Source organism: Amycolatopsis sp. TRM77291 (assembly GCF_054166285.1).
Window position 1 is genome coordinate 8,564,156 of the sequence record NZ_JBSZHF010000001.1, and the last position, 20,740, is coordinate 8,584,895.

Consider the following 20,740-nt stretch of genomic DNA (forward strand, 5'->3'; position numbering starts at 1 on the left):
CGGTTTGAGCCACATCGGGGAAGCCACCCAAGGGACCCCTGAATCGCCACGTTCGAGTGAAAATAAACGGTGTTTACCCAGCTGACGCGAATCTGCTTCGGATTCGCCCTTGAAGGCGGCTCGGACAGCGGGCGATCATCGGCCCATGTCCCCACTGTCGCGCCGCGGGTTCCTCGGGTTCACCGCACTCAACTCCGCCGCCGCTCTCGGGCTCACCACGATTTCCACCGCGCAGGCGGGAGAATCGTCCCCGGGCTTCTCGACGGCCGTGGTCGTCGGCACCGGGTACGGCGCCGCGGTGACCGCGCTGCGGCTCGGGGAAGCCGGGATTCCGACGGTCATGCTCGAAATGGGCAAACTGTGGGCCGACCCCGGCCCCGACGGAAAGATCTTCTGCGACATGCTCCGGCCGGACCGGCGGGCCGCGTGGTTCAAGAACCGCACGCAGGCCCCGCTCGCGTCGTTTCTCTGGATGGACCTGGCCAACCGGGACATCAAGCGGTATCCCGGCGTGCTCGACAGGGTCGACCACGGCGACATGTCCGTCTACGTCGGACGCGGCGTCGGCGGCGGTTCGCTGGTCAACGGCGCGATGGCCGTGACGCCGAAGCGGTCGTACTTCGAGGAGATCCTGCCGGCCGTCGACGCGGACGAGATGTACGGGAAGTACTTCCCCCTGGCCAACCGTGCCCTCGGCGTGAACCACATCGACCCGCGCTGGTTCGAAACCTGCCGTTCCTACCGCTATGCGAGGGTTTCCCGGAAGGCCGCGACGCGGGCCGGGCTCAAGACGGTGTTCGTGCCCAGCGTCTACGACTTCGAGTACATGAAACGGGAAGAAGCCGGCACGGTGCCGAGGTCGGCACTGGCGTCCGAGGTCATCTACGGCAACAACCACGGCAAACGATCGCTCGACAAGACCTACCTCGCGGCCGCGCTGGGCACCGGGAACGTGACCATCAAGACGCTGCACCAGGTTCGCGGGATCACCCGCCAGACCGACGGCACGTACGTCCTCACCGTGCACGAAACCGCCGAAGACGGCTCGGTCGTCGCGAGGAAACAACTCGGCGCGAAGTACCTGTTCCTCGGCGCCGGCAGCCTCGGCTCGACGGAACTGCTCGTGCGGGCAAGGGAAACCGGGACGCTGCCCGGGCTGAACGACGAGGTCGGCCGCGGCTGGGGCACCAACGGCAACGTGATGCTGGGCCGCGCGAACCACGCCTGGGATATCGGCGGATCACTGCAGTCGGGCATGCCCGCGCTCGGCATCGACGCGTGGGACGACCCGGTGAACCCGGTCTTCGCCGAGGTCGCGCCGGTGCCCGCCGGGGTCGAGACCTGGCTGAGCCTCTACCTGGCGATCACGAAGAACCCCGAACGCGGTCACTTCACCTATGACGCCGCCACCGACTCCGTGCGGCTGCGCTGGAACGCCGCACAGGGGAAGCCGTCGATCGACGCGGCGAAGTCGTTGTTCGACAAGGTCAACCGGGCGAACCGCACGATCTACCGCAGTGACCTGTTCGGGGATACGCGGTCGTTCGAGAACCGGTTCACCTATCACCCGCTGGGTGGATTGGTGCTGGGTGAGGCCACCGACCTGTACGGCCGGGTGAAGGGCTACCGGAACCTCTACGTCACCGACGGGTCGCTGATCCCGGGCAGTACCGGCGTGAATCCCTTCGTGACGATCACCGCGCTGGCGGAACGGAACGTGGAACGGGTGCTGCGCGAGGACGTGGCGCGCTAGCTCAGTTCGCGGCCCGCAACTTCTCGTAGTAGGCCACGCAGTCGTCGTACTGAGGCAGCAACCCCTGCTCCAGGGCCTCTTTCAGGTACGGCGCCGTGGTGTCCTTTTCGGACAGCAAGGGTTCGATGTCCTGCGGCCAGGGCAGCGCGAGGTCGGCGTCCATCGGGTTGACGCCGTGCTCTCCCGCCGGGTTGTACGGCTCGGAGCAGAAGTACGTCATGACCGTGTCTTCTTCGAGCGCCATGAAGGCGTGGCCGAGGCCTTCGGCGATGTAGACCGCTTTGTATTCGGTGCTGTCGAGCAGCACGGAGGCCGATTCGCCGAAGGTGGGCGAGCCGACCCGGAGGTCCACGATGATGTCGAGCAGCGCGCCTCGCGGGCAGTACACGTATTTCGCCTGCCCGGGCGGGGTGTCCGCGAAGTGCACGCCGCGGATCGCGCCGCGCCGGGAGACGCTGGTGTTGGCCTGGCCGAGGCGAAATCGGTGCCCGACCGCGTCGGCGAACCCCTGCTCCTGGTACGGCGCCACGAACAGGCCGCGGTGATCGGGGAAAACCCGCGGGGTGAACTCGAAACAGTGGGAGATGCTGAGGCGCCTGGCTTGCATGGCCCCAATGCTAACCAGGGCTGAAACCGCCTTCCCAAACCGGATGGACGTCTTGCGAAAGGTCTCTTGAGCTGCGGAAATCGGGGGCGGTCTGTGACATGAACCGCACCAGAGGGGCACACTGGTCCGCATGCCTGTCACAATGATCTGACCGCTGCGTCCGCGGCCGTCGCCACACCCACGGCACCGATGGCCGATTGGACGCTTCGCCGACAGGCCGGCGCTACCGCGCTGGGCTGCCGTGTCGGAGGACGAGTTACCCCAGGTGGCCGGGCCATGCCCAGTTTTGGCCTGCTCACCGGCCAGTTCCCCCGCTCGCAGTCCCAGGAGAAGAATCCCCATGACCTTCGCTCGAATCGAGACTCCGCCGTCCTTAGACACGGCGGAAGCAATGACGGGAACCACGATGACCACGCCAGTGACGGACACCGAGATCTTCGAGGGCCACGAGGGCGGCAAGCTCTCCGTGGCCGCGACGCGCCCGATCTCCTCGCCCCGTGACCTTTCGGTCGCGTACACGCCTGGCGTGGCGAAGGTGAGCCGTGCGATCGCCGAGGACGCGGCCAAGGCGAAGCGGTACACGTGGGCGGACAGGCTGGTCGTGGTGGTCAGTGACGGTACGGCGGTGCTCGGCCTCGGTGACATCGGCGCGAGCGCCTCGCTGCCGGTCATGGAGGGCAAGTCGGTCCTGTTCAAGACCTTCGGCGGGCTCGACTCGATCCCGCTGGTGCTCGACACCACCGACGTCGACGAGATCATCGAGACCCTGGTCCGGCTGCGCCCGTCGTTCGGCGCGGTGAACCTGGAGGACATCTCGGCGCCGCGCTGCTTCGAGCTGGAGGACCGCCTCAAGGAGGCCCTCGACTGCCCGGTCATGCACGACGACCAGCACGGCACGGCGATCGTCACGCTGGCCGCGCTGCGCGGGGCGAACCAGGTCCTCGGCAAGGACATCTCCGGCCAGCGCGTGGTCGTCTCGGGAGCGGGCGCGGCGGGTGTGGCCTGCGCCAGGATCCTGCAGAACGCCGGCGTCGCGGACGTCACCGTGCTCGACTCGCGCGGCATCATCCACTCCGGCCGCGAGGGCCTGAACCCGATCAAGCAGAAGCTCGCCGAGACCACGAACGCGGCCGGTCTGCGCGGCGGCCTCGGCGAGGCGCTGCGGGGTGCCGACGTCTTCCTCGGCCTGTCCGGGGCGACCATCGACGAGACGCTGCTGGCCGGGATGGCCGACGACGCGATCGTGTTCGCGCTGTCGAACCCGGACCCGGAGGTTCACCCGGTCGCGGCGTCGCGGTACGCCAAGATCGTGGCGACCGGGCGCAGCGACTTCCCGAACCAGATCAACAACGTGCTGGCGTTCCCCGGCGTCTTCCGCGGCGCGCTCGACTCCGGCGCGCGGGCGATCACGGAGAACATGAAGCTGGCCGCGGCCGACGCGATCTTCGCGGTCGCGCAGGACGACCTCGGCCCCGACCGGATCGTCCCGAGCCCGCTGGACCCGCGTGTCGCGCCCGAGGTGGCGGCGGCCGTCGCGAAGGCCGCCGAGGCCGACGGCGTGGTGTGACGGTCCTTTTCACGCTCGCTCAAGCGCTGTGAAAGGCCCTTCATTGCGAATTTCGCAATGAAGGGCCTTTCACAGCGTGGGGGTAGGTCAGCTGGTGGGGACGGCGAGGTCGGCGCCGGGGACGAGGACGGAACCGGTCAGCCGTGAGTCGGGCGAGACGAGCGTGCAGAAGACGGTGCGCACACCGTGTTTCCAGGGCTCGCGCTCAGGCTTCAAATAGCCCAGGTCGGTGTAGACACCTTCCGCGTTGAGTCGCGGACTGTCCACGTTCTTGGCCATGATCCGCTGACAGTGGTCCAACGCCTCCGATTTCAGTTCCCCGCCGCCGGGCCAGGGGCCGTCCGTCGCGGTGAAGGCTCCGATCACCTCGGTGCTGTGCGGGGTCCCGCACGCGGTGAGTTCGACGCTCGTGGCGGAGCCCACGGGCTGTCGCAAGCAATCTCCCGGCTTCAGGGTGCAGATGTTGGCGTGCCCGGCGGGCGGGGTCGCGCAACTCGCGCCCGTCGGGCCCGCGGTGTAGCTGTCCGGGCTCCCCAGATTCCCGAGCAAGGCGACCCAGCCGATGATCCAGAATCCGGCGGCCGCGAGGCCGCCGATGGCCAGGCCCCTGCCCTGTTGTTTCCCTTGGCCGGTCTGAGTGAGCGCGACGATGCCCAGGATGATCGCGGGGAGCAGTGGCAGCGCCAGGCAACCGGCCAAGCCCAGTACGAGCGTGGCGATCGCCAGGCCGCTGGTCTTGGGGCGTTGCGGGTAGGCAAACCCGTACGGCTGGTTCATGGGACCGAAACTAGGCAGGGCCCATGAAGTTCCGATGACACGCGCCTCAGGCGAGCAGTTCCGCCAGCCGGTGCCGCGGCAGGTCGATCAGCCGCGCGTCCGTCAGGTCCGGCGGCACGTCCAGTGAGACGTTCGCCAGCCGCGCGTGCGCCCGGGTCAGCAGCTCTTCCTGGTGCTCGGCGGCGTCCGCGACGACGATGGCGTGCCGGTTGTCCGGGGTGCTCCGCAGCAGCCGCAGCTTGTACTTCGCGCCGATCAGCCGGTTCAGCGCGGCCTGCGCCTCGGCGTTCGTGAGGTCGGGATGCGAGTTCGGGACCAGCAGCGCCAGCCGTCGCGCGTTGGTGCCCAGCAGGGTCCGCAGCAGCCACGGCCCGGGGTCGGCCGAAAGGTCCATCGCGACCGCGTCGCCCTCGGGGCCGGAGACGGACCAGTCGACCGGACGCGATTCGAGCGCCAGCCCGCCTTCGGTGGCGATCTCGTGCAGCTTGTCCAGCAGCGACGGCTTGGCCGCGCCGGCGGACTCCACCGACTGCGGGCCGTGCGTGTAGATCGCGGCCTTCCCCTTACCGCCGCGGTTCTTCTTCGATTTCGCGGTCGGCTGGCAGACGTAGAGGTCGGCCGCGCTCCCGATCGCCTGCGCGCCGAAGTACCGGTTGAAGCCCGGCAGGATCGCCTCGAAGGTCAGCCCGAGCGTCGCGAGCGCCCGCTGCACCTGCGCGCCCAGAGCGGGATGGCGCGGGCTGTAGCCGTAGGCGAGCAGCAACCGCCCGTCCGAGGGTTCGGTGAGCGCCTGGACCCCGCGTGCGGCGAACAGCCCCATTCCCTCGGGGGTGTAAGGCGGATCACTGAACACGAGGTCCATCCGCCCGGTCACCGATGGCGGCAGGCCGACGCGCAGATCCGTGTGCAGGGTGCGGATGGACCGCTCGCTGAGTTCGTCGATGTAGGCGAGGACACGATCGTCGAGGTCGACGACGGTGAGGTCGGCGTCGGGCCGCAACGCGCGCACGGCCAGGGAAGTGAGGTCGTGGTCGCCGAGGAACAGCAGCTTCGCCGTGCCGAGGTCGTACCGCTCGTCCAGCCACAGCGCCCGGTTCAGCACCGTTTCCGGGGTCGCCTGCACGTGGTCCAGCGCGGCCAGCGGCGCGGGCACGTTCTCGACGTAGCTGGTGATGATCTTCAGCAGGTCGGGGTCGGGTTTCCGGTCCCGTGCCCCGAAGCGCCCGTACTTCTCGCGCGCGGCGGGGGCCAGCCGGAAGCGGGACTCGTTCCGCTCGAGGTCGTCGCCGAGCGCGTTCAGGACGTCTTCGACGCTCCGGCGTGGCGCGGTGCTGATCCGGACCAGTTCGCCGAGGTCACGCCAATCCGTCCGGAGCAGGGAAATCACCTGATGGAGCGGTCGCACGTGGACACCGTGCGCCGCGAGGACGTCTTCGACGGAAGGACTCACGGGCAGCAGCCTAGTAACCCGGTCCCTGGGACACCGTGCCAACAGGCAGGATCTGGGCTACGGTTTTTCGACCAGACATGGGGAGAGACACGTGACTATCGAGTTCCGTGGCGTGACCAAGCGGTATCCGGACGGGACGGTCGCGGTCGACGACCTGAACCTCACCGTGGAGGACGGCACCATCACCGTCTTCGTCGGGCCGTCCGGCTGCGGCAAGACCACGTCGCTGCGGATGATCAACCGGATGGTCGAACCGACGTCGGGCACGGTGCTGCTCGACGGCAAGGACGTCAGCGACGGCGACCCGGCGTTGCTGCGCCGCGGCATCGGCTACGTCATCCAGCACGCCGGCCTCTTTCCACACAGGACGGTGCTGGACAACGTCGCCACCGTGCCGCTGCTGTCCGGCTGGGACAAGGGCAAGGCGCGCAAGCGCGCGGCCGAGCTGCTCGAAACCGTCGGCCTGCCCGCGGAACTCGGCAAGCGGTACCCCGCCCAGCTTTCCGGCGGCCAGCAGCAGCGCGTCGGCGTCGCCAGGGCGCTCGCGGCGGATTCGCCGGTGCTGCTGATGGACGAGCCGTTCTCCGCCGTCGACCCGATCGTCCGCGAAGAACTGCAGGACGAATTGCTGCGTCTGCAGTCGCAGCTGGGGAAGACGATCGTGTTCGTCACCCACGACATCGACGAGGCCGTGCGGCTCGGCGACAAGATCGCGGTGCTCCGCGTCGGCGGGGTGCTCGCGCAGTACGGCACGCCTTCGGACGTGTTGCGCCATCCCGTCGACGACTTCGTCGCCTCCTTCGTGGGCAAGGATCGCGGCTATCGCGGGCTCTCCTTCCTTTCGGCGGACGGGATCGTCGTCGAAGAGGTCGAACGGGTCGAGGTCGGCAAACCCGCCCCCGGGCCGTCCGGCGACTGGCAGGTCGCGGTCAACGCCGAGGGGCAGCCGCGCGGCTGGCTGCGCCCGGGGTCCACTGTGGACGGTGAGCTGGCGGAGACCGATCTCGTCGCGGGTGGATCCCTGTACGTCCAGGGCTCGCCGATCCGCGGCGCGCTCGACGCGGCCCTTTCCTCGCCCGCGAGCCTCGGTGTCGTGGTCGACGCCGATCTGAAGGTCCTCGGCGTGGTCAGAGCCAAGCAGGTCCTCGAAGTGATCGAAGCGCCGTCGCCGAGTTCCTGATGGGGGACTTCTTCGCGGAGCTCGGCCGCTACCTGGGCAGCGCCAACAACCGGTCGCAGTTCTTCGGCGACCTGCTCGACCACATCTATCTGTCGCTGGTCCCGCTGGTGCTCGGCCTGCTGATCGCGGTGCTGGCGGGCTGGCTCGGCCACCGGTTCACGGCGGTGCGCTCCGTGCTGCTGGTGGTGTCGAACCTGCTGTACACGATCCCGTCGCTCGCCCTGTTCGTGGTGATCCCGGGCATCATCGGTTCCAAGATCCTCGACAGCGTCAACGTCATCGTCGCGCTCACCGTCTACACCGCCGCCCTGCTCGTGCGCCCGGTGCTGGACGCGCTCGACGCCGTCCCGCCGCACGTCGTCGCCGCGGCCACGGCGATCGGCTACAAACCCGCGCGCCGCTTCCTCGCCGTCGAGCTGCCGCTTTCGGTGCCGGTGCTCGCGGCAGGCGTCCGGGTGGCCTCGGTCAGCAACATCAGCCTGGTCAGCGTCGGCGCGCTGATCGGCACGGGCGGGCTCGGCGTGCTGTTCACCGACGGCTTCCAGCGCGAGTACTTCTCGCCGATCGTCGTCGGGATCGTCGCGACCCTGCTGCTCGCGCTGATCGTGGACCTCGTGCTGGTCCAGCTCCGCAATCTCCTCACACCCTGGGACCGGGTGGCGACCACGGCGGGGGCGAAATGATCGGCGACGTCCTGAACTGGTTCGGCGACCCGGCCCACTGGCAGGGCCCCGACGGCGTCCCGGCCCGGCTGCTGCAGCATCTCGGCTACACGGCGCTGGCGCTGGTCTTCGCGCTGCTCGTCGCGATCCCGCTCGGGCTCTACGTCGGGCACACCGGCCGCGGCGCGGTGCTGCTGGTGAGCGGCGGCAACGCGATCCGCGCGCTGCCGACGCTGGGACTGGTGACCTTCCTGTTCCTGCTCTTCACCGAGAGCGAGCTCTCGACGATCATCGGGCTCGTGGTGCTCGCCATCCCGCCGATCCTCGCCGGGACGTACGCGGGCCTGCAGGCGACCGATCACGGCGTGGTCGACGCGGCTCAGGGCATCGGAATGACCGGCTGGCAACGGTTGTGGAAGGTCGAGGTGCCCATCTCGCTGCCGCTGGTGCTCGGCGGGGTGCGGAACTCGGTGCTGCAGCTGGTGGCGACGGCCGCCGTGGCCGCCTACGTCGGGCTCGGCGGGCTGGGCCGGTTCCTGCTCGACGGACTGGCCATTTTGGACTATCCGCAGGTGGTCGCGGGCGCGGTGCTGACGACGTTGCTCGCCGTCGTGCTGGACCTGGCACTCGCGGGCGTCCAGCGGGTGCTGGTGCCCAAGGGAGTTCGGCTGGCGCAGGCGGCGAGCGGGAAGAAGGCGAAGTCATGAGGCGGACGGTGGCGGCCCTGTTCGCCGGGATCGCCCTGCTGGCGGCGGGATGCGGCGACCCGCTCGCCGGAGGCGCCGAGGGCGGGGCGACCGGCGACATCATCATCGGCGCGTCCGACGTCGGGGAAAGCCTTCTGCTGGCCCAGATCTACGCGGGCGCGCTGCGCAACGCGGGCGCCGAGAACGTGACGGTGCGCCCGCCGGTCGGCAGCCGCGAGGTCGTCGTCAAGGCGCTGCAGGACAAATCGCTTTCGGTGGTGCCGGACTACAGCGGGAACCTGTTGCGCTACTTCGACAAGGAGACGCAGGCGACCACGCCGCGGGACGTCTACGCGCAGCTGAAACAGAAGGTGCCGTCCGGGTTCGAGGTCCTCGAACAGGCGCCCGCGGAGGACAAGGACCTGCTGGTGGTGCGGAAGGAACTCGCCGATTCCGGGATCCGGACCTTCTCCGATCTTGGCAAGCGGTGCGGGGAATTCGTCTTCGGTGGTCCCGGCCAGTGGAGCAGCCGCTGGAAGGACAAGATCAAGACGCTCTACGGCTGCGAGTTCGCCGAGATCCGCACGACCGACACCGGTGGCCCGGTCACGGTCGCCGCGCTGAAGTCGGGCGACATCCAGGTCGCCGATCTGTTCAGCACGTCGTCGTCGATCGCCGCGAACGGGTTCGTCCCGCTGGTGGACGACAAGAACATGTTCCCCGCGCAGAACATCGTCCCGCTCGTCGCGAAGGGGACGTTGTCGCCGAAGGAGTCGGACGCGTTGAACCGGGTTTCGGCGGTGCTCACGACCGAGGAGCTCACCGAGCTGAACGTCCAGTTCAGCGAGGAGAAGCGCAACCCGCTCGACGTCGCCGAGGAGTTCCTGCGCCGGCACAACCTCCTCGCGCCCGCCTGATCACCCCATGCATTTAGTCCTCTGGATGCGGTAGTTGCACGCGCAAGGACCGCATCCAGAGGACTAAATGCGGGAGGGGCTAGAGGCGGTCGAAAGCGGGCGAGTAGCGGAACTCGCCCTGAAGGCCGGGCGTGTACGCGCGAAGGGTGCGGACCTGGAAGTGCGGCGCCCATTCCGCGACCGGCGGCGTGATCCCGTGCTGTGCGGCGAGCACGAAACCGAAGCGGGAGTAGTAGTTCGGGTCGCCCAGCAGGACCACTGCGCCGTAACCGAGCGCGTCCGCCGCGCCGAGCACGGCGTGCACGAGCGCGGAGCCGACGCCGGAGGCGTGGTACTGGGGCAGGACACCGAGCGGGCCGAGGCCGACCGCCGACTTCTCGTCCGAGCCGAGTACGGCCGGGCTGCAGCACACGTGCCCGACGACCTTCCCTTCGCGTTCGGCCACGATGGACAGTGCGCCGATCAGGTCACCGTCCTCCCGCAGTTCGTCGACGAGTTTCGCCTCGACCACCGGGACACTGAGTTTCTCGAACGCGGCCAGATGGACGGCGTGGATCGCCTCGCGGTCGGCCGGGGTTTCCTGTCGGAGCAGCATGCGGCCGAGTGTGCTCCATCCGAAGGTAGGATGGAAATCGATTTCCGCGGCCGGAGGTCGCGACTTTAGTAGGCGGCCATCCGTGTGTAGTTCCACGGCGTTGAAACGGCCGGGGGGACGGAAAACGACCACCAGATGTGCGGATCCCCAATTCTTCGTGGGCCGTACGGCGGTAAAACGCGACTAAAGGCGGGGGCTGAACGGTGCCCGAGCTGCGCCGACGCGACGTCCATTACTACCGGGATGTCCGTAATGCAAGGTCTTCCTTGGGGTGAATCCGCCACTTAGTCTCAGCCTGCGCTCCTAAGTGGAACGCGCTTCACCTCTGAGTCACCCCAACGATCCGGCGGGCTTCTTCATGCCCGTGGGTCGACCCTGCCTGGGAGGAATATCTTGAACAATTCCCTGGGAACCTTGAAGAGACGACTGCCCGCCTTCGGCGTGGCCGCGGCCGTCGCCGTGCTGACGGCGCTGGGCGGCACCACCGTCGCGTCGGCGGCCGAGGGTTCGATCGTCAACGCGGGTAGCGACAAGGCGATCAAGGACAGCTACATCGTCGTGCTGAAGGACGGCTCGTCGGTCGAAGCCACCGCGAAGAGCGTGACCCAGCGCCACGGCGGCACGGTCGAGAAGACCTTCGCGTCTTCTGTCCGTGGTTTCTCCGGTGCGCTGACCGAAAAGCAGGCGAAGCGCGTCGCCGCCGACCCCGCCGTCGCCTACGTGGAGCAGAACCAGACCGTCTCGATCTCGGCGGACCAGCTGAACCCGCCGTCGTGGGGCCTGGACCGGGTCGACCAGCAGAGCCTTCCGCTCAACCAGAAGTACAGCTACAGCACCACGGCGTCGAACGTCACCGCGTACGTCGTCGACACCGGCATCCTCACCACGCACCCCGACTTCGGCGGGCGCGCGACCCACGGCCGTGACACCGTCGACAACGACAACGACGCCACGGACTGCCAGGGTCACGGCACCCACGTCGCCGGCACCATCGGCGGTACCGCGCACGGTCTGGCCAAGGGCGTCAAGCTCGTCGCCGTCCGCGTGCTGAACTGCTCCGGTTCCGGGACGACCGCCGGCGTCATCGCCGGTGTCGACTGGGTGACCGCGAACGCCGTCAAGCCCGCCGTCGCGAACATGAGCCTCGGTGGCGGCGCTTCGGCGACGCTCGACCAGGCCGTCCAGCGGTCGATCGCGGCAGGCATCACCTACGGTGTCGCGGCCGGTAACGACACGGGTGCCAACGCCTGCAACGTCTCGCCCGCCCGGACGCCGGAAGCGATCACCGTCGGCTCGACGACGAACACGGACGCGCGGTCCAGCTTCTCCAACATCGGCACCTGCCTCGACATCTTCGCGCCGGGCAGCGGTATCACGTCGACGTGGCTGAACAACGGCACCAACACCATCAGCGGTACCTCGATGGCGACCCCGCACGTCGTGGGCGCGGCGGCCCTGTACGCCTCCGCCAACCCGTCGGCCACGCCGAAGCAGGTCCGTGACGCGCTGGTCGCCAACGGCACCAAGGACAAGGTGACCAACCCGGGCACCGGTTCGCCGAACGTCCTGCTCTACACGGGCGCCGGCGGTGGCCCCGACCCCGAGCCGACCCCCTGCGGCACGCAGACCAACAGCGGCGTCGTCGCCATCCCCGACGCCGGTGCCGCGGTGACCAGCACGATCACCGTCGCGAACTGCGCCCGCAACGCCTCGGCCACCACCAAGGTCGCGGTGAACATCACGCACACCTACGTCGGTGACCTCGTCATCGACCTGGTCGCGCCGGACGGCAGCTCGTACCGCCTGAAGGGTTCGAGCAACGACTCGTCCGACAACATCAACACCACCTACACCGCCAACGTCTCGTCCGAGGCCGCCAACGGTGCCTGGAAGCTGAAGGTCCAGGACGTCTACCGGGTCGACACCGGCTCCCTCAACAGCTGGTCGCTGACCGTCTGATCCACCCCTGGAGTACGTGAAGGCCCCCTTCCTCCTGCTGGGAAGGGGGCCTTCACGTCTCTCGAGAGTGATTCGGCGCCCAGTTGCCGCGTTCGTCCACTAAGGACCTTCGCGAGGCTTTACCCTCTCCGCATGCAGCCCGGACCGCCCTATCAGCAGGGACCTCAGCAGCCGTATCCGCCGCAGGGATATCCGGGATACCCGCCGCCCGGATACGCCCCGCCGCCCAAGAAGTCGAACACCGGCCTGATCGTCGGCCTCGTCATCGGCGCGGTGGTGCTGCTCGGCGGTGGCGGGGTCGCGGCCTTCCTGCTGCTGTCCGACTCGGGTTCGTCGTCGACCGCGGCGCCGACGTCGTCCAAGAAGACCGGACCGCCGGACAAGTACACCTCCATGCCCGCCTGCGAGCGGATCGGGAGCAAGGTGAGGAACCTGCCGCCGCTCGAAACGCCGAAGGGCGAGGAGCCGGCGAGCACGTCGAACGACCAGATCACCTACACCCGTTCGTCCTGCAGCTGGCGTGAGCCCAACGCGCCTTCGGCGACCGTCTCGATGTACCTGTCGAAGTCGAAGGAGCCGGGCTCGGGCGCCGGGGAGGAGTGGGCGAAGGCCGGGGTCGAGAACGCCGTGACCGACGGCGGCGTGCTCATCCCCAGCATGGCGAAGGCGACCAAGGCCGTGCATACCAAGCTCGACTCGTCGAGCCAGTGCCAGATCAAGTTCTACCAGGGCAACGTCGAGGGCGAGATCATCGTGACCGGCCCCGACCCGTCCGGCACGGTCAACCAGACGGTGTGCAAGGAGAACGCCCTGAAGATGGCCAAGGCGACCTCCGAGGCGATCGGCTAGCCGATTTCGGTGACCTGGACCTGCCCGGTCGGCCCGTCGCCGAACGGGTTCTCCCAGCCGTGCCACTCGGCGGCGAGGACGTAGAGCGAACGCCCGTCCTCGCCGCCGAGCGTGCAGGAGAAGCAGCCTCGGTCGGATTCGACCTTCTGAAGCACTTCGCCTCCTTCGCGGACGCGGACGCAGTGCTTGGCCGCCACGTCCGCGTACCAGACCGCGCCGCCGGCATCGAGGCAGATGCCGTCCGGGTGGTCACCGCCGAGGTCGGCCCACACCCGCCTGCCGGACAGCGAGCCGTCCTCGGCGATGTCGAACGCGGTGAGCCTGCAGCCGTACGACTCGGCGACGATCAGTGTTCCGCCGTCGGGCGTGACGGCCATTCCGTTGCCGAACAGGATGCCGTCGGCGACCTGGCGCACCTCGCCGTCCGGGGTGACGACGGCGATGACGCCGGGCGCCTGGAAGTCGTTCATTCCGTTGACGAACGCGTTGCCGCGGTCGTCGGCCACGACCTCGTTCCAGAGGGAGGCGACCGGGCTCAGGTCCGCGTACGTGCTCAGGTCCGCGTTGAGCAGGCGGGCGTTCGGGCCGTCGGCGATGAGCAGCCGGCCGTCGGGGAGCCAGTCGAAGGTGAGCGGCATCGCGTTCGGCACGTTCGCGATCACTTCGCTCTCGCCGCCGGGCGTGACGGCGAGGATCTGCCCGCCGCCCCAGTTCGCCAGCCAGAGACGGCCGTCGTGCCAGCGAGCGGATTCGGGGAGCTTGAGGCCGTCGAGCAGGGTGTTCATGGTGTCTCCTTCGGTCGTTTGCCCACTACACGAACGGGGCCCGCCGTTTTCGACACCTCAACGCCGTGAAGGCCTCCTTCCCTACCTTGAGAGTAGGGAAGGAGGCCTTCACGGACTTCTAGGCGATCAGTCGAAGGCGCGCGCGATCAGCGCCTTCTGCTCGACCTCGTGCACCTTGGACGAACCGGCCGACGGCGCCGCCATCGGACGACGCGACACGACGTCCAGGCTGGAGAACACCTCCGGGAGCTTCCGCGGCAGGTTCAGGCCGAAGAACGGCCACGCACCCTGGTTCTCCGGCTCCTCCTGGACCCAGACCGCGGGGGCGCCGTTGTAGCGCTCGAGCGCCGCCACCAGCTTCTTCTTCGGCAGCGGGTAGTACTGCTCGACACGCACGATCGCGACGTCGTTCGCCTCGCGCTTCGCGCGCTCGGCGACCAGCTCCCAGTACAGCTTGCCCGAGGTCAGCAGGACCTTGCGCACCTTCGACGGGTCGACATCGGCGTCATCGATGACCGACATGAACTTCGACTGGCCGGTGAAGTCCTCGACCGCCGAGGTCGCGGCCTTGTTGCGCAGCATCGACTTGGGGGTGAAGACCACCAGCGGCCGGTTGACTCCGTCGAGGGCGTGACGGCGGAGCAGGTGGAAGTAGTTCGCCGGGGTGGACGGGACCGCGACGGTCATCGAGCCTTCGGCGCACAGTGAGAGGAAGCGCTCGATGCGGCCGGAGGTGTGGTCGGGGCCCTGGCCTTCGTGGCCGTGCGGCAGCAGCAGCACGACGTCGGAGAGCTGGCNGCTCGTCGCCGTCGGCACGGACAGCGACGCGTCCATGTTCTTCGCGATCGCCGCCGCCGCGCCGCGGAGCTGCTTCGACTCCGGCTCGGCGTCCTTCTCGGCGGGCTTGGCGGGGGCCTTCTCGGCCGCCTTGGGGTCGGCCTTGGGCGCGGCCTTGGGTGCCGCCGCCTTCGCCTCGGTCTTCGGAGCGGCCTTCGCGGGGGCGTTCCTCGGAGCGGTCTGCTGCGCGGTGGACTCGGCGTTGCGGACTGTCTGCGGCGACGGCGTGGCGGCGGCCTGGCCGTTGGCGCCGGGGCCCTCATTGCCGGGGTCTCCGGAGTTCTGACGCGCGTCGTCGGCCTTCGTCTGCGCGTCCTGCGTTGGCTTGAAGTCCGCGAAGAAGTCGTGCCAGGCGGCATCGACTGAGCTGGGGTCGGCAAGGAACTGGTCGTACATTTCCTCGACGACCCACTCGTTGGGGCCGAATTGTGACGCAGGGCTGCTGCTGGACACGGCTTGGACTCGCCTCTATCCGTCTCGAGATCTTGAACACCGCTGATGCGCCTACCAGGCTAACCCCCTCGGTCGCAGCCGTGTGATGGAACTGGCCTGTGTGAGGCGTGGCGCACTAGGTGATGGGTCACTGTCTCGATCAAGAGACCGAAAATCGACCGAGCCCGCTTCCGGCGGGGGAGCAAGGGACCTTTGCTGTCACTTTCACCGTCCGTGCAGGTCAGGTCACTGTCTCGTCGGTAAAGGTTGGCTGGGTCGTCGTGCGCGGACAGCCTGGAGTTCACGTCGGGGGGTTTCGCTGGGTGGAGGATGCGGCCGGTGTCGTGCCGGCCGCCGATCGCCCGCGAGGTGGTGGCAGCCGATGTGGCTCGACGAGTGCCCGTCGTTCTGGGACGAGGGGCGCGTGCGCCCGCTGGTCACCGAGTCCGGCAAGGTCGTGCTGATGTGCGACTCGTGCTCGGCGGTCTGGCCGACGCTCGACGACTTCAAGGAGATGGAGCACGTCGAGCCCGACGAGCCGGACTGGACGGTGACGGCCGGGGTGCACGTCCGGCCGGGGACCGTCCGCTGGGCTTCACCTCAGGACCTCGAGGTCGCCGGGATGAGCGGCCTCAAGTGGCGGCCTTAGCCGGGGTACGGACGCTCCGCGGGTAGCAGCGCTTCGGCGTCTTCGATGCGGTTCGCCGCGACCAGGGCGCCGACCTCGCGCATGAGCGGGGTGATGTCGGTGACCGCCGTGATCCACTTGTCGACATAGCGATCGACGGCTTCGCCGCTCAGGCCCATCTGGAGCGAACGGTGTTTCAGCGCGCCGAGCCGGATGCCGCGTTCCGGATCCCACTGGATGCGGACCGGGCTGGCCTTGACCTCGGCCTGCCACGTCTTCCGGTCGGCGTGGACGTCGGGGTCGTAGTGGCTGAGCGCCGCGTGTTCGAGCGCCCAGGCGAAGCCCTCGCGAGTGATGTCGAGGGCGAGTACGCGCTCTTGGCCGGGCTTCGCCGCCCAGCCGCAGCGGTACGCCATCCAGAGGAAGGACGGCTTGATCCACGTCATGCGTTCGCGTTTGAACGGCGGCACGAAAGTGCCCGCCTTCAGTGCGGCGTCGGCGATGGCCGGCGAGTACGCCTGATAGACGCGGATCGTGGTTTCGGTGTGTACGGCGCGGATCTGCCGCGCCGGGATCTCTTCTTTCATTTCCCGTACAGCGTGACAGGTGCCTGGGGCGCGTGCGACCGAAATTCCCTTGCCCGCCGGTTCATGCTGGCTTCATGGCATTGCTGCGCAAAGGATCGCGACGGATCGTCGTCGACGACACCGCTTACCGGTGGATCGTCCGGCGGAAGCCCACCTACGCACAGGACGGCGGGTCTTTCCTTTCGTACGGGGTGGAATCGGAGGACGCGCGGGGTGCGGTGCTGGTGGTCCGGACGGATCACGCGCACCCGTTGAACTACATGGGGGTGCCGTCGAAGGCCGTGCGGCCTTCGGATGTCGAACGGGCCATCCGGCTGGCGCTGGCTCGTGGATGGGAGCCGGAGGCGCCGGGGGCGCAGTTCCAGCTCGATCTCGCCGTTGCGTGAAGACCCGCATTCAGAGGACTAAATGCGGGTCGGAACGCTTCGCCGGAGCCGGGTTCCCGGGTGAGTGACGGCGGTTTCGGGTGACTGAATGGACGTCAGGCGTGATCAGGCGGACGGCACGTGTGATCAGGGGGACGACACGAGCGTGGCCTGGTTCCGCCACGAGCCGACCGCCTGGTCACGCGTGTCGTCCCTCCCGGCACGGGTGTCGTCCGTTCAGTCATGCGAAGGAGGTACCGGAGACATGACCGTCCTTACCGCTCAGCCGAGGGACCAAAGGCGCGCGTAGTGGCCGTTCGCCGCGACCAGGTCCGCGTGCGTGCCCTGTTCGATGATCCGGCCGTGGTCCAGCACCACGATCCGGTCCGCCTTGGCGGCGGTGGCGAGGCGGTGCGCGACCACGAAGGTCGTGCGGCGGCGCGCGAGTTGTTCCGTCGCGCGCAGGACGGCGGCTTCGGTGGACGGGTCCAGCGCCGCGGTCGCCTCGTCGAGCAGGAGGACGTCCGGGTCCACGAGTTCGGCGCGGGCGAGGGCGACGAGTTGCCGTTGCCCGGCCGAAAGAGACCGTCCGCGTTCACCGACGGGCTGGTGGAAACCGGCCGGGAGCGCGGCGACACCGTCGAGCGCGCCGACGGACCGCACCGCTTCCTCGACCTCCGCGTCCGTCGCGGAAGGCCTGCCGTAGCGCACATTGTCCGCGACGGTCCCCGAGAACAAATGCGCTTCCTGGGGCACCACGCCCATCCGCGTGCGCAAGGCGCCCAGGTCGTACTCGCGGATGTCGGTGCCGTCGATCCGGACCACACCGGCCGTCGCGTCGTAGAAACGCGCGACGAGCTTCACCGCCGTCGACTTCCCGGCGCCCGTCGCACCGACCAGGGCGACGGTCTCCCCGGGCGCGACCTCCAGCGTCAGCTGCTTGAGCGCGGGATCATCCGTTGCGGTGTAAGCGAAATCGACGTCCTTGAAGGAGACCTCACCGCGCAGCCGCTCCGGGACCGGCACCGGGTTCTCCGCCGCCGGAACGGAGGTCGGCGTGCGCAGCAGATCGCCGATACGCGTCAGGCCGACCCGCGCCTGCTGGTAGCCGTCGAACACCGAGGACAGCTGCTGGATCGGCGAGAAGAACTGGCCGAGGTAGAGCAGGAACGCCACCAGCACACCGGCCGACAGCGTGCCCGCCGCGACCCGGTTCGCGCCGACGATCAGCACGACCACCTCGGCCAATCCGGAAAGCATTGCCGCGAAAGGGAAGTACGTCGCGACATAGCGCTGGGCCCGCAGCCGCGAACGCCGGTACTCGTCACTGCGTGAGGCGAACTTCTCCGCCGTCCGCTCCTCGCGCGTGTACGCCTGCGCGACCCGCAGCCCGTTCACGTTCTCCTGCATGTCCGCGTTGACGACGCTGACCCGCTCCCGGGCCTCGGTGTACGCCTTGGACGACGCCCGGCGGAAGATCACCGTCGCCACGATGAGGATCGGCAGCACCGCGAGCGCGTACGCCGCCAGCCCGATGTCGGTGATCATCAGCGCCGCCGCGATCCCGACCAGGGTCAGCGCGCTCACCACGGCCTGCGCGACACCGGTCTGCAGGAACGTCGAGAGCGCGTCGACGTCGGTCGTCATCCGGGTCATGATCTTCCCGGACAGCTCGCGTTCGTAGAAGTCGAGTCCGAGCCGTTGCAGATGAGCGTAACTGCGGACGCGCAGCGAATACAGCACCGTCTCGCCGACCCGCGCGGTCATCCTGGTCTGGAGGTAGACCACCAGCCAGTCCGTGAGGATCACCAGCGCGCCGATGCCGGCGGCCAGCCAGATCACCGCCTCCGCTCCCGCGCGCACCCCGCCGTCGATGCCGTACTGGTACAGCGCGGGCATCGCGATGGTGGCCAGCGCGTCCGCCGCGACCAGCCCGATCACCACGGCCAGCGGGCCGCGCACCGGTTTCAGCAGGCGGCCGAGGCGGAACTTCGGTTCGGGCGCGGTGACGTCCGTGCCCGGCAGACGAGGGACATCCGTGGCGGGCGGCAGTTTCCGCACGCCGTCGATGAGCTCCTGGCTCGGCGGCAGGTCGACGTCCCATTCGCCGCCCGAGCCCTTCCGCTCGCCCGCCAGCTCGTCGGCCTTGTCCTGCTCCGGCCACAACGCGGGGGTGATCCCGGCGGGTCCGCAGTCGAGACCTTCGCAACGATGTGGTTCCTCGACGTCGTCACCCGGCCCCGCGACCAGTTCGCGGAACAGCGGACAGCGCGCGAGCAGCTCCTCCTCGGTGCCGACGTCGACGACGCGGCCCTTGTCGAGCACGGCGATCCGGTCGGCGAGGGCGAGGGTGGAGCGGCGGTGCGCGATCAGCAGCGTCGTCCGGCTCGCGGTGACCGAACGCAGCGTGTCGTGGATCGCCGCCTCGGTGACCGTGTCGATGGCGGACGTCGCGTCGTCGAGGACCAGCACGCGCGGATCGGTCATCAGTGCCCTGGCGAGGCCGAGCCGCTGCCGCTGCCCGCCCGAGAGCGTGAGGCCGCGCTCGCCGACGAGCGTGTCGTACCCCTCGGGGAGGCGCTGGATGAACTCGTCCGCCTCCGCCGCCCGCGCGGCCGCGCGGATCTCCTCGTCGCTCGCGTCCGGCCTGCCGTAGGCGATGTTGTCGCGCACCGAGGAGGAGAAGAGGAACGCCTCCTCGAAGACCACGCCGATGACGCTGCGCAGGTCTCGCTGCCGGACGTCGCGGACGTCGAGGTCGCCGACCTGGACCGAGCCGCTGTGCACGTCGTAGAAGCGGGGGAGCAGCAAGGAGATCGTCGACTTGCCGGACCCGGCCGTGCCGACCAGCGCGAGCGTCTCGCCGGGCCGGGCCTCCAGGGTGAGGCCGTCGAGCACGGGATCCGACCGCGTGTAGCCGAAGGAGACGTCCTCCAGCCGGACGCCGAGCGGGCCTTCGGGCAGCGGTTGCGCGTCCGGGCTGTCGACGACGTCCGGCTGCGCGTCGATCAGCTCGTTGACCCGTTCCGCGCCCGCCCTGGTCAGCTGGGCCTGCACGACGAGGCTGGAGATCATCCTGGCCGGGCCGATCAGGATGGACAGATAGGTCGCGAACGCCAGGAAGGTGCCGAGGCTGACTTCGCCCTTCAGCGCGAGGACACCACCCACGGCCAGCACCGCGACCTGACCGGCCGCCGGCAGCGCCGCAGTGGTGGCTGTCGGCAAAGACGAGAGCCGGGCCGCGCGCATGCGTTCCGCGAAGAGCTTCTTCGCCGTCTTCTCCAGCTTCGCGACTTCGCGCGCTTCCTGGCCGAAGCCCTTCACGACGCGCACGCCGGTGACGGTCTCCTCGACCTGCTGCGCGACGTCGGCCGCACGCTGCTGGGCCGCCCACGTCGCCGGGAAGAGCCGCTTCCGGCTCACCGCCATGATGATCGCGATCGCCGGGGCGACCACCATCGCGATCAACGTCAGCGTCGGCGACATCCACAGCATCGCGCCGAGCGACAGCAGCGCGAAGATCACCGAACCCGCCGAAAGCGGCACCTGCATCAGGACCGACGTGACCAGCTGCAGATCCGAGATCGCGCGGGAGGCGACCTGGCCGGTGCGCAGCGCGTCCTGCTTGCCGCCGTCGAGCCGGGAGACCGCGTTGAACACCTGACGGCGCAGATCGTGCTGGACGTCGAGGGCCAGCCGCCCGCCGACGTACCGGCGGGCGAAGGCGTTGCCGAAGGTCAGCACCTGCAGCACCGCCATCACCGTGGCGAGCAGGCCGAGCCGGGAGGTGTCGCCCGCGACGGCGTCGTCCAGCGCCTCGCGGATCAGCAGCGGACCGGCGGCCTGCAGCCCGACGCCGATGATGGCCGCGCCCAGCGAGAGCACGACCAGCCAAGGATGTTTCCAGCACGAAGCGGCCAGGCGGCGGATCCAGCCTCCGGTGGGCGCGGGGGCGGTCTCACGAGCCGGACTGGCTTGACGCGGACGAGGTGGAGCAGTAGTCACCCCGCAAGCCTATGCGTCCGCACCGACAGGATCGGCCGGTTCGCGCAGGGCCGAACGCGATGAAAGGCCCCTTCATCGCGGATTTCGCGATGAAGGGGC

17 protein-coding genes and 2 pseudogenes are annotated in these 20,740 nt (G+C 69.0%); 10 read left to right on the plus strand and 9 right to left on the minus strand.

Annotation, left to right across the window (positions count from 1 at the left end):
• Positions 1 to 145: 145 nt before the first annotated feature.
• A complete protein-coding gene (locus ACXIZN_RS40270; RefSeq protein WP_457959992.1) occupies positions 146 to 1,753 on the plus strand; it encodes a GMC oxidoreductase in 1,608 nt (535 codons plus the stop codon).
• Between the two features lies 1 nt (position 1,754).
• Here the strand turns inward: ACXIZN_RS40270 and ACXIZN_RS40275 are convergent, their stop codons facing one another.
• Positions 1,755 to 2,360: a dTDP-4-dehydrorhamnose 3,5-epimerase family protein gene (locus ACXIZN_RS40275; protein WP_457959993.1), complete on the minus strand. Its 606-nt coding sequence runs from the start codon at positions 2,358 to 2,360 to the stop codon at positions 1,755 to 1,757.
• Between the two features lie 391 nt (positions 2,361 to 2,751).
• Here ACXIZN_RS40275 and ACXIZN_RS40280 point away from each other — a divergent pair, with 391 nt between their 5' ends.
• The gene (locus ACXIZN_RS40280; protein WP_126735727.1) at positions 2,752 to 3,927 is read left to right on the plus strand and encodes an NAD(P)-dependent malic enzyme; all 1,176 of its coding nucleotides are present in this window, start codon (positions 2,752 to 2,754) and stop codon (positions 3,925 to 3,927) included.
• 87 nt (positions 3,928 to 4,014) lie between these two features.
• Here ACXIZN_RS40280 and ACXIZN_RS40285 read toward each other — a convergent pair whose 3' ends face one another.
• Positions 4,015 to 4,704, minus strand: a complete 690-nt coding sequence (locus tag ACXIZN_RS40285) for a DUF4190 domain-containing protein (RefSeq protein ID WP_457959994.1) — start codon at positions 4,702 to 4,704, stop codon at positions 4,015 to 4,017.
• Between the two features lie 46 nt (positions 4,705 to 4,750).
• Positions 4,751 to 6,154, minus strand: coding sequence for a bis-aminopropyl spermidine synthase family protein (locus ACXIZN_RS40290; RefSeq protein ID WP_457959995.1), 1,404 nt, complete (start codon positions 6,152 to 6,154; stop codon positions 4,751 to 4,753).
• Between the two features lie 91 nt (positions 6,155 to 6,245).
• Here ACXIZN_RS40290 and ACXIZN_RS40295 point away from each other — a divergent pair, with 91 nt between their 5' ends.
• Genes ACXIZN_RS40295 through ACXIZN_RS40310 form a run of 4 tightly spaced genes read left to right on the plus strand, consistent with a single transcriptional unit; the run spans position 6,246 to position 9,599 of the window.
• Positions 6,246 to 7,334: an ABC transporter ATP-binding protein gene (locus ACXIZN_RS40295; protein ID WP_457959996.1), complete on the plus strand. Its 1,089-nt coding sequence runs from the start codon at positions 6,246 to 6,248 to the stop codon at positions 7,332 to 7,334.
• Positions 7,334 to 8,017: an ABC transporter permease gene (locus ACXIZN_RS40300; RefSeq protein ID WP_457959997.1), complete on the plus strand. Its 684-nt coding sequence runs from the start codon at positions 7,334 to 7,336 to the stop codon at positions 8,015 to 8,017. The genes ACXIZN_RS40295 and ACXIZN_RS40300 overlap by 1 nt, the downstream gene beginning before the upstream one ends.
• Positions 8,014 to 8,703 carry an ABC transporter permease gene (locus tag ACXIZN_RS40305; RefSeq protein WP_457959998.1) on the plus strand — a complete coding sequence of 230 codons (690 nt, stop codon included), beginning with the start codon at positions 8,014 to 8,016 and terminating at the stop codon, positions 8,701 to 8,703. The genes ACXIZN_RS40300 and ACXIZN_RS40305 overlap by 4 nt, the downstream gene beginning before the upstream one ends.
• Positions 8,700 to 9,599, plus strand: coding sequence for an ABC transporter substrate-binding protein (locus ACXIZN_RS40310; RefSeq protein WP_457959999.1), 900 nt, complete (start codon positions 8,700 to 8,702; stop codon positions 9,597 to 9,599). The genes ACXIZN_RS40305 and ACXIZN_RS40310 overlap by 4 nt, the downstream gene beginning before the upstream one ends.
• A 79-nt stretch (positions 9,600 to 9,678) precedes the next feature.
• Here the strand turns inward: ACXIZN_RS40310 and ACXIZN_RS40315 are convergent, their stop codons facing one another.
• Complete coding sequence (locus tag ACXIZN_RS40315; protein WP_219148607.1) at positions 9,679 to 10,194, minus strand: GNAT family N-acetyltransferase; 516 nt, start codon at positions 10,192 to 10,194, stop codon at positions 9,679 to 9,681.
• Between the two features lie 393 nt (positions 10,195 to 10,587).
• Between ACXIZN_RS40315 and ACXIZN_RS40320 the strand changes: the two genes are divergently transcribed.
• Both ACXIZN_RS40320 and ACXIZN_RS40325 read left to right on the plus strand, forming a co-directional pair.
• On the plus strand, positions 10,588 to 12,153 hold the full coding sequence (locus tag ACXIZN_RS40320; protein ID WP_457960000.1) for a S8 family serine peptidase: 1,566 nt from the start codon (positions 10,588 to 10,590) through the stop codon (positions 12,151 to 12,153).
• A gap of 132 nt (positions 12,154 to 12,285) precedes the next feature.
• Positions 12,286 to 13,002, plus strand: a complete 717-nt coding sequence (locus tag ACXIZN_RS40325) for a hypothetical protein (protein ID WP_457960001.1) — start codon at positions 12,286 to 12,288, stop codon at positions 13,000 to 13,002.
• On the opposite strand, the gene ACXIZN_RS40330 is transcribed toward ACXIZN_RS40325, so the two are convergent.
• The 3 genes and pseudogenes from ACXIZN_RS40330 to ACXIZN_RS40340 all read right to left on the minus strand — a co-directional run.
• The gene (locus tag ACXIZN_RS40330; protein WP_457960002.1) at positions 12,999 to 13,787 is read right to left on the minus strand and encodes an SMP-30/gluconolactonase/LRE family protein; all 789 of its coding nucleotides are present in this window, start codon (positions 13,785 to 13,787) and stop codon (positions 12,999 to 13,001) included. The two genes, ACXIZN_RS40325 and ACXIZN_RS40330, sit on opposite strands and share 4 nt — an antisense overlap.
• 126 nt (positions 13,788 to 13,913) lie before the next feature.
• Positions 13,914 to 14,588 (minus strand): annotated as a pseudogene (gene kgd, locus ACXIZN_RS40335) (multifunctional oxoglutarate decarboxylase/oxoglutarate dehydrogenase thiamine pyrophosphate-binding subunit/dihydrolipoyllysine-residue succinyltransferase subunit); the annotation flags it as partial.
• 369 nt (positions 14,589 to 14,957) lie between these two features.
• Positions 14,958 to 15,077 (minus strand): annotated as a pseudogene (locus ACXIZN_RS40340) (2-oxoglutarate dehydrogenase E1 subunit family protein); the annotation flags it as partial.
• A gap of 361 nt (positions 15,078 to 15,438) precedes the next feature.
• Here ACXIZN_RS40340 and ACXIZN_RS40345 point away from each other — a divergent pair.
• Positions 15,439 to 15,705 carry a hypothetical protein gene (locus tag ACXIZN_RS40345; RefSeq protein ID WP_126735715.1) on the plus strand — a complete coding sequence of 89 codons (267 nt, stop codon included), beginning with the start codon at positions 15,439 to 15,441 and terminating at the stop codon, positions 15,703 to 15,705.
• Here the strand turns inward: ACXIZN_RS40345 and ACXIZN_RS40350 are convergent.
• Positions 15,702 to 16,271, minus strand: a complete 570-nt coding sequence (locus tag ACXIZN_RS40350) for a DUF4291 domain-containing protein (protein WP_457960003.1) — start codon at positions 16,269 to 16,271, stop codon at positions 15,702 to 15,704. The genes ACXIZN_RS40345 and ACXIZN_RS40350 overlap by 4 nt on opposite strands.
• Before the next feature lie 74 nt (positions 16,272 to 16,345).
• Here ACXIZN_RS40350 and ACXIZN_RS40355 point away from each other — a divergent pair, with 74 nt between their 5' ends.
• Complete coding sequence (locus ACXIZN_RS40355) at positions 16,346 to 16,657, plus strand: hypothetical protein (RefSeq protein WP_457960004.1); 312 nt, start codon at positions 16,346 to 16,348, stop codon at positions 16,655 to 16,657.
• A 261-nt stretch (positions 16,658 to 16,918) separates the two neighbouring features.
• Here ACXIZN_RS40355 and ACXIZN_RS40360 read toward each other — a convergent pair whose 3' ends face one another.
• Positions 16,919 to 20,641 carry an ABC transporter ATP-binding protein gene (locus tag ACXIZN_RS40360; RefSeq protein ID WP_457960005.1) on the minus strand — a complete coding sequence of 1,241 codons (3,723 nt, stop codon included), beginning with the start codon at positions 20,639 to 20,641 and terminating at the stop codon, positions 16,919 to 16,921.
• Between the last annotated feature and the right edge of the window lie 99 nt (positions 20,642 to 20,740).

What these genes read in the sequence shown, in the direction of transcription:
- ACXIZN_RS40270 (WP_457959992.1), top strand. Translation starts at nt 146, where the DNA reads ATGTCCCCACTGTCGCGCCGCGGGTTCCTCGGGTTCACCGCACTCAAC.
- ACXIZN_RS40275 (WP_457959993.1), bottom strand. Translation starts at nt 2,360, where the DNA reads ATGCAAGCCAGGCGCCTCAGCATCTCCCACTGTTTCGAGTTCACCCCG.
- ACXIZN_RS40280 (WP_126735727.1), top strand. Translation starts at nt 2,752, where the DNA reads ATGACGGGAACCACGATGACCACGCCAGTGACGGACACCGAGATCTTC.
- ACXIZN_RS40285 (WP_457959994.1), bottom strand. Translation starts at nt 4,704, where the DNA reads ATGAACCAGCCGTACGGGTTTGCCTACCCGCAACGCCCCAAGACCAGC.
- ACXIZN_RS40300 (WP_457959997.1), top strand. Translation starts at nt 7,334, where the DNA reads ATGGGGGACTTCTTCGCGGAGCTCGGCCGCTACCTGGGCAGCGCCAAC.
- ACXIZN_RS40305 (WP_457959998.1), top strand. Translation starts at nt 8,014, where the DNA reads ATGATCGGCGACGTCCTGAACTGGTTCGGCGACCCGGCCCACTGGCAG.
- ACXIZN_RS40310 (WP_457959999.1), top strand. Translation starts at nt 8,700, where the DNA reads ATGAGGCGGACGGTGGCGGCCCTGTTCGCCGGGATCGCCCTGCTGGCG.
- ACXIZN_RS40315 (WP_219148607.1), bottom strand. Translation starts at nt 10,194, where the DNA reads ATGCTGCTCCGACAGGAAACCCCGGCCGACCGCGAGGCGATCCACGCC.
- ACXIZN_RS40325 (WP_457960001.1), top strand. Translation starts at nt 12,286, where the DNA reads ATGCAGCCCGGACCGCCCTATCAGCAGGGACCTCAGCAGCCGTATCCG.
- ACXIZN_RS40330 (WP_457960002.1), bottom strand. Translation starts at nt 13,787, where the DNA reads ATGAACACCCTGCTCGACGGCCTCAAGCTCCCCGAATCCGCTCGCTGG.
- ACXIZN_RS40345 (WP_126735715.1), top strand. Translation starts at nt 15,439, where the DNA reads ATGTGGCTCGACGAGTGCCCGTCGTTCTGGGACGAGGGGCGCGTGCGC.
- ACXIZN_RS40350 (WP_457960003.1), bottom strand. Translation starts at nt 16,271, where the DNA reads ATGAAAGAAGAGATCCCGGCGCGGCAGATCCGCGCCGTACACACCGAA.
- ACXIZN_RS40355 (WP_457960004.1), top strand. Translation starts at nt 16,346, where the DNA reads ATGGCATTGCTGCGCAAAGGATCGCGACGGATCGTCGTCGACGACACC.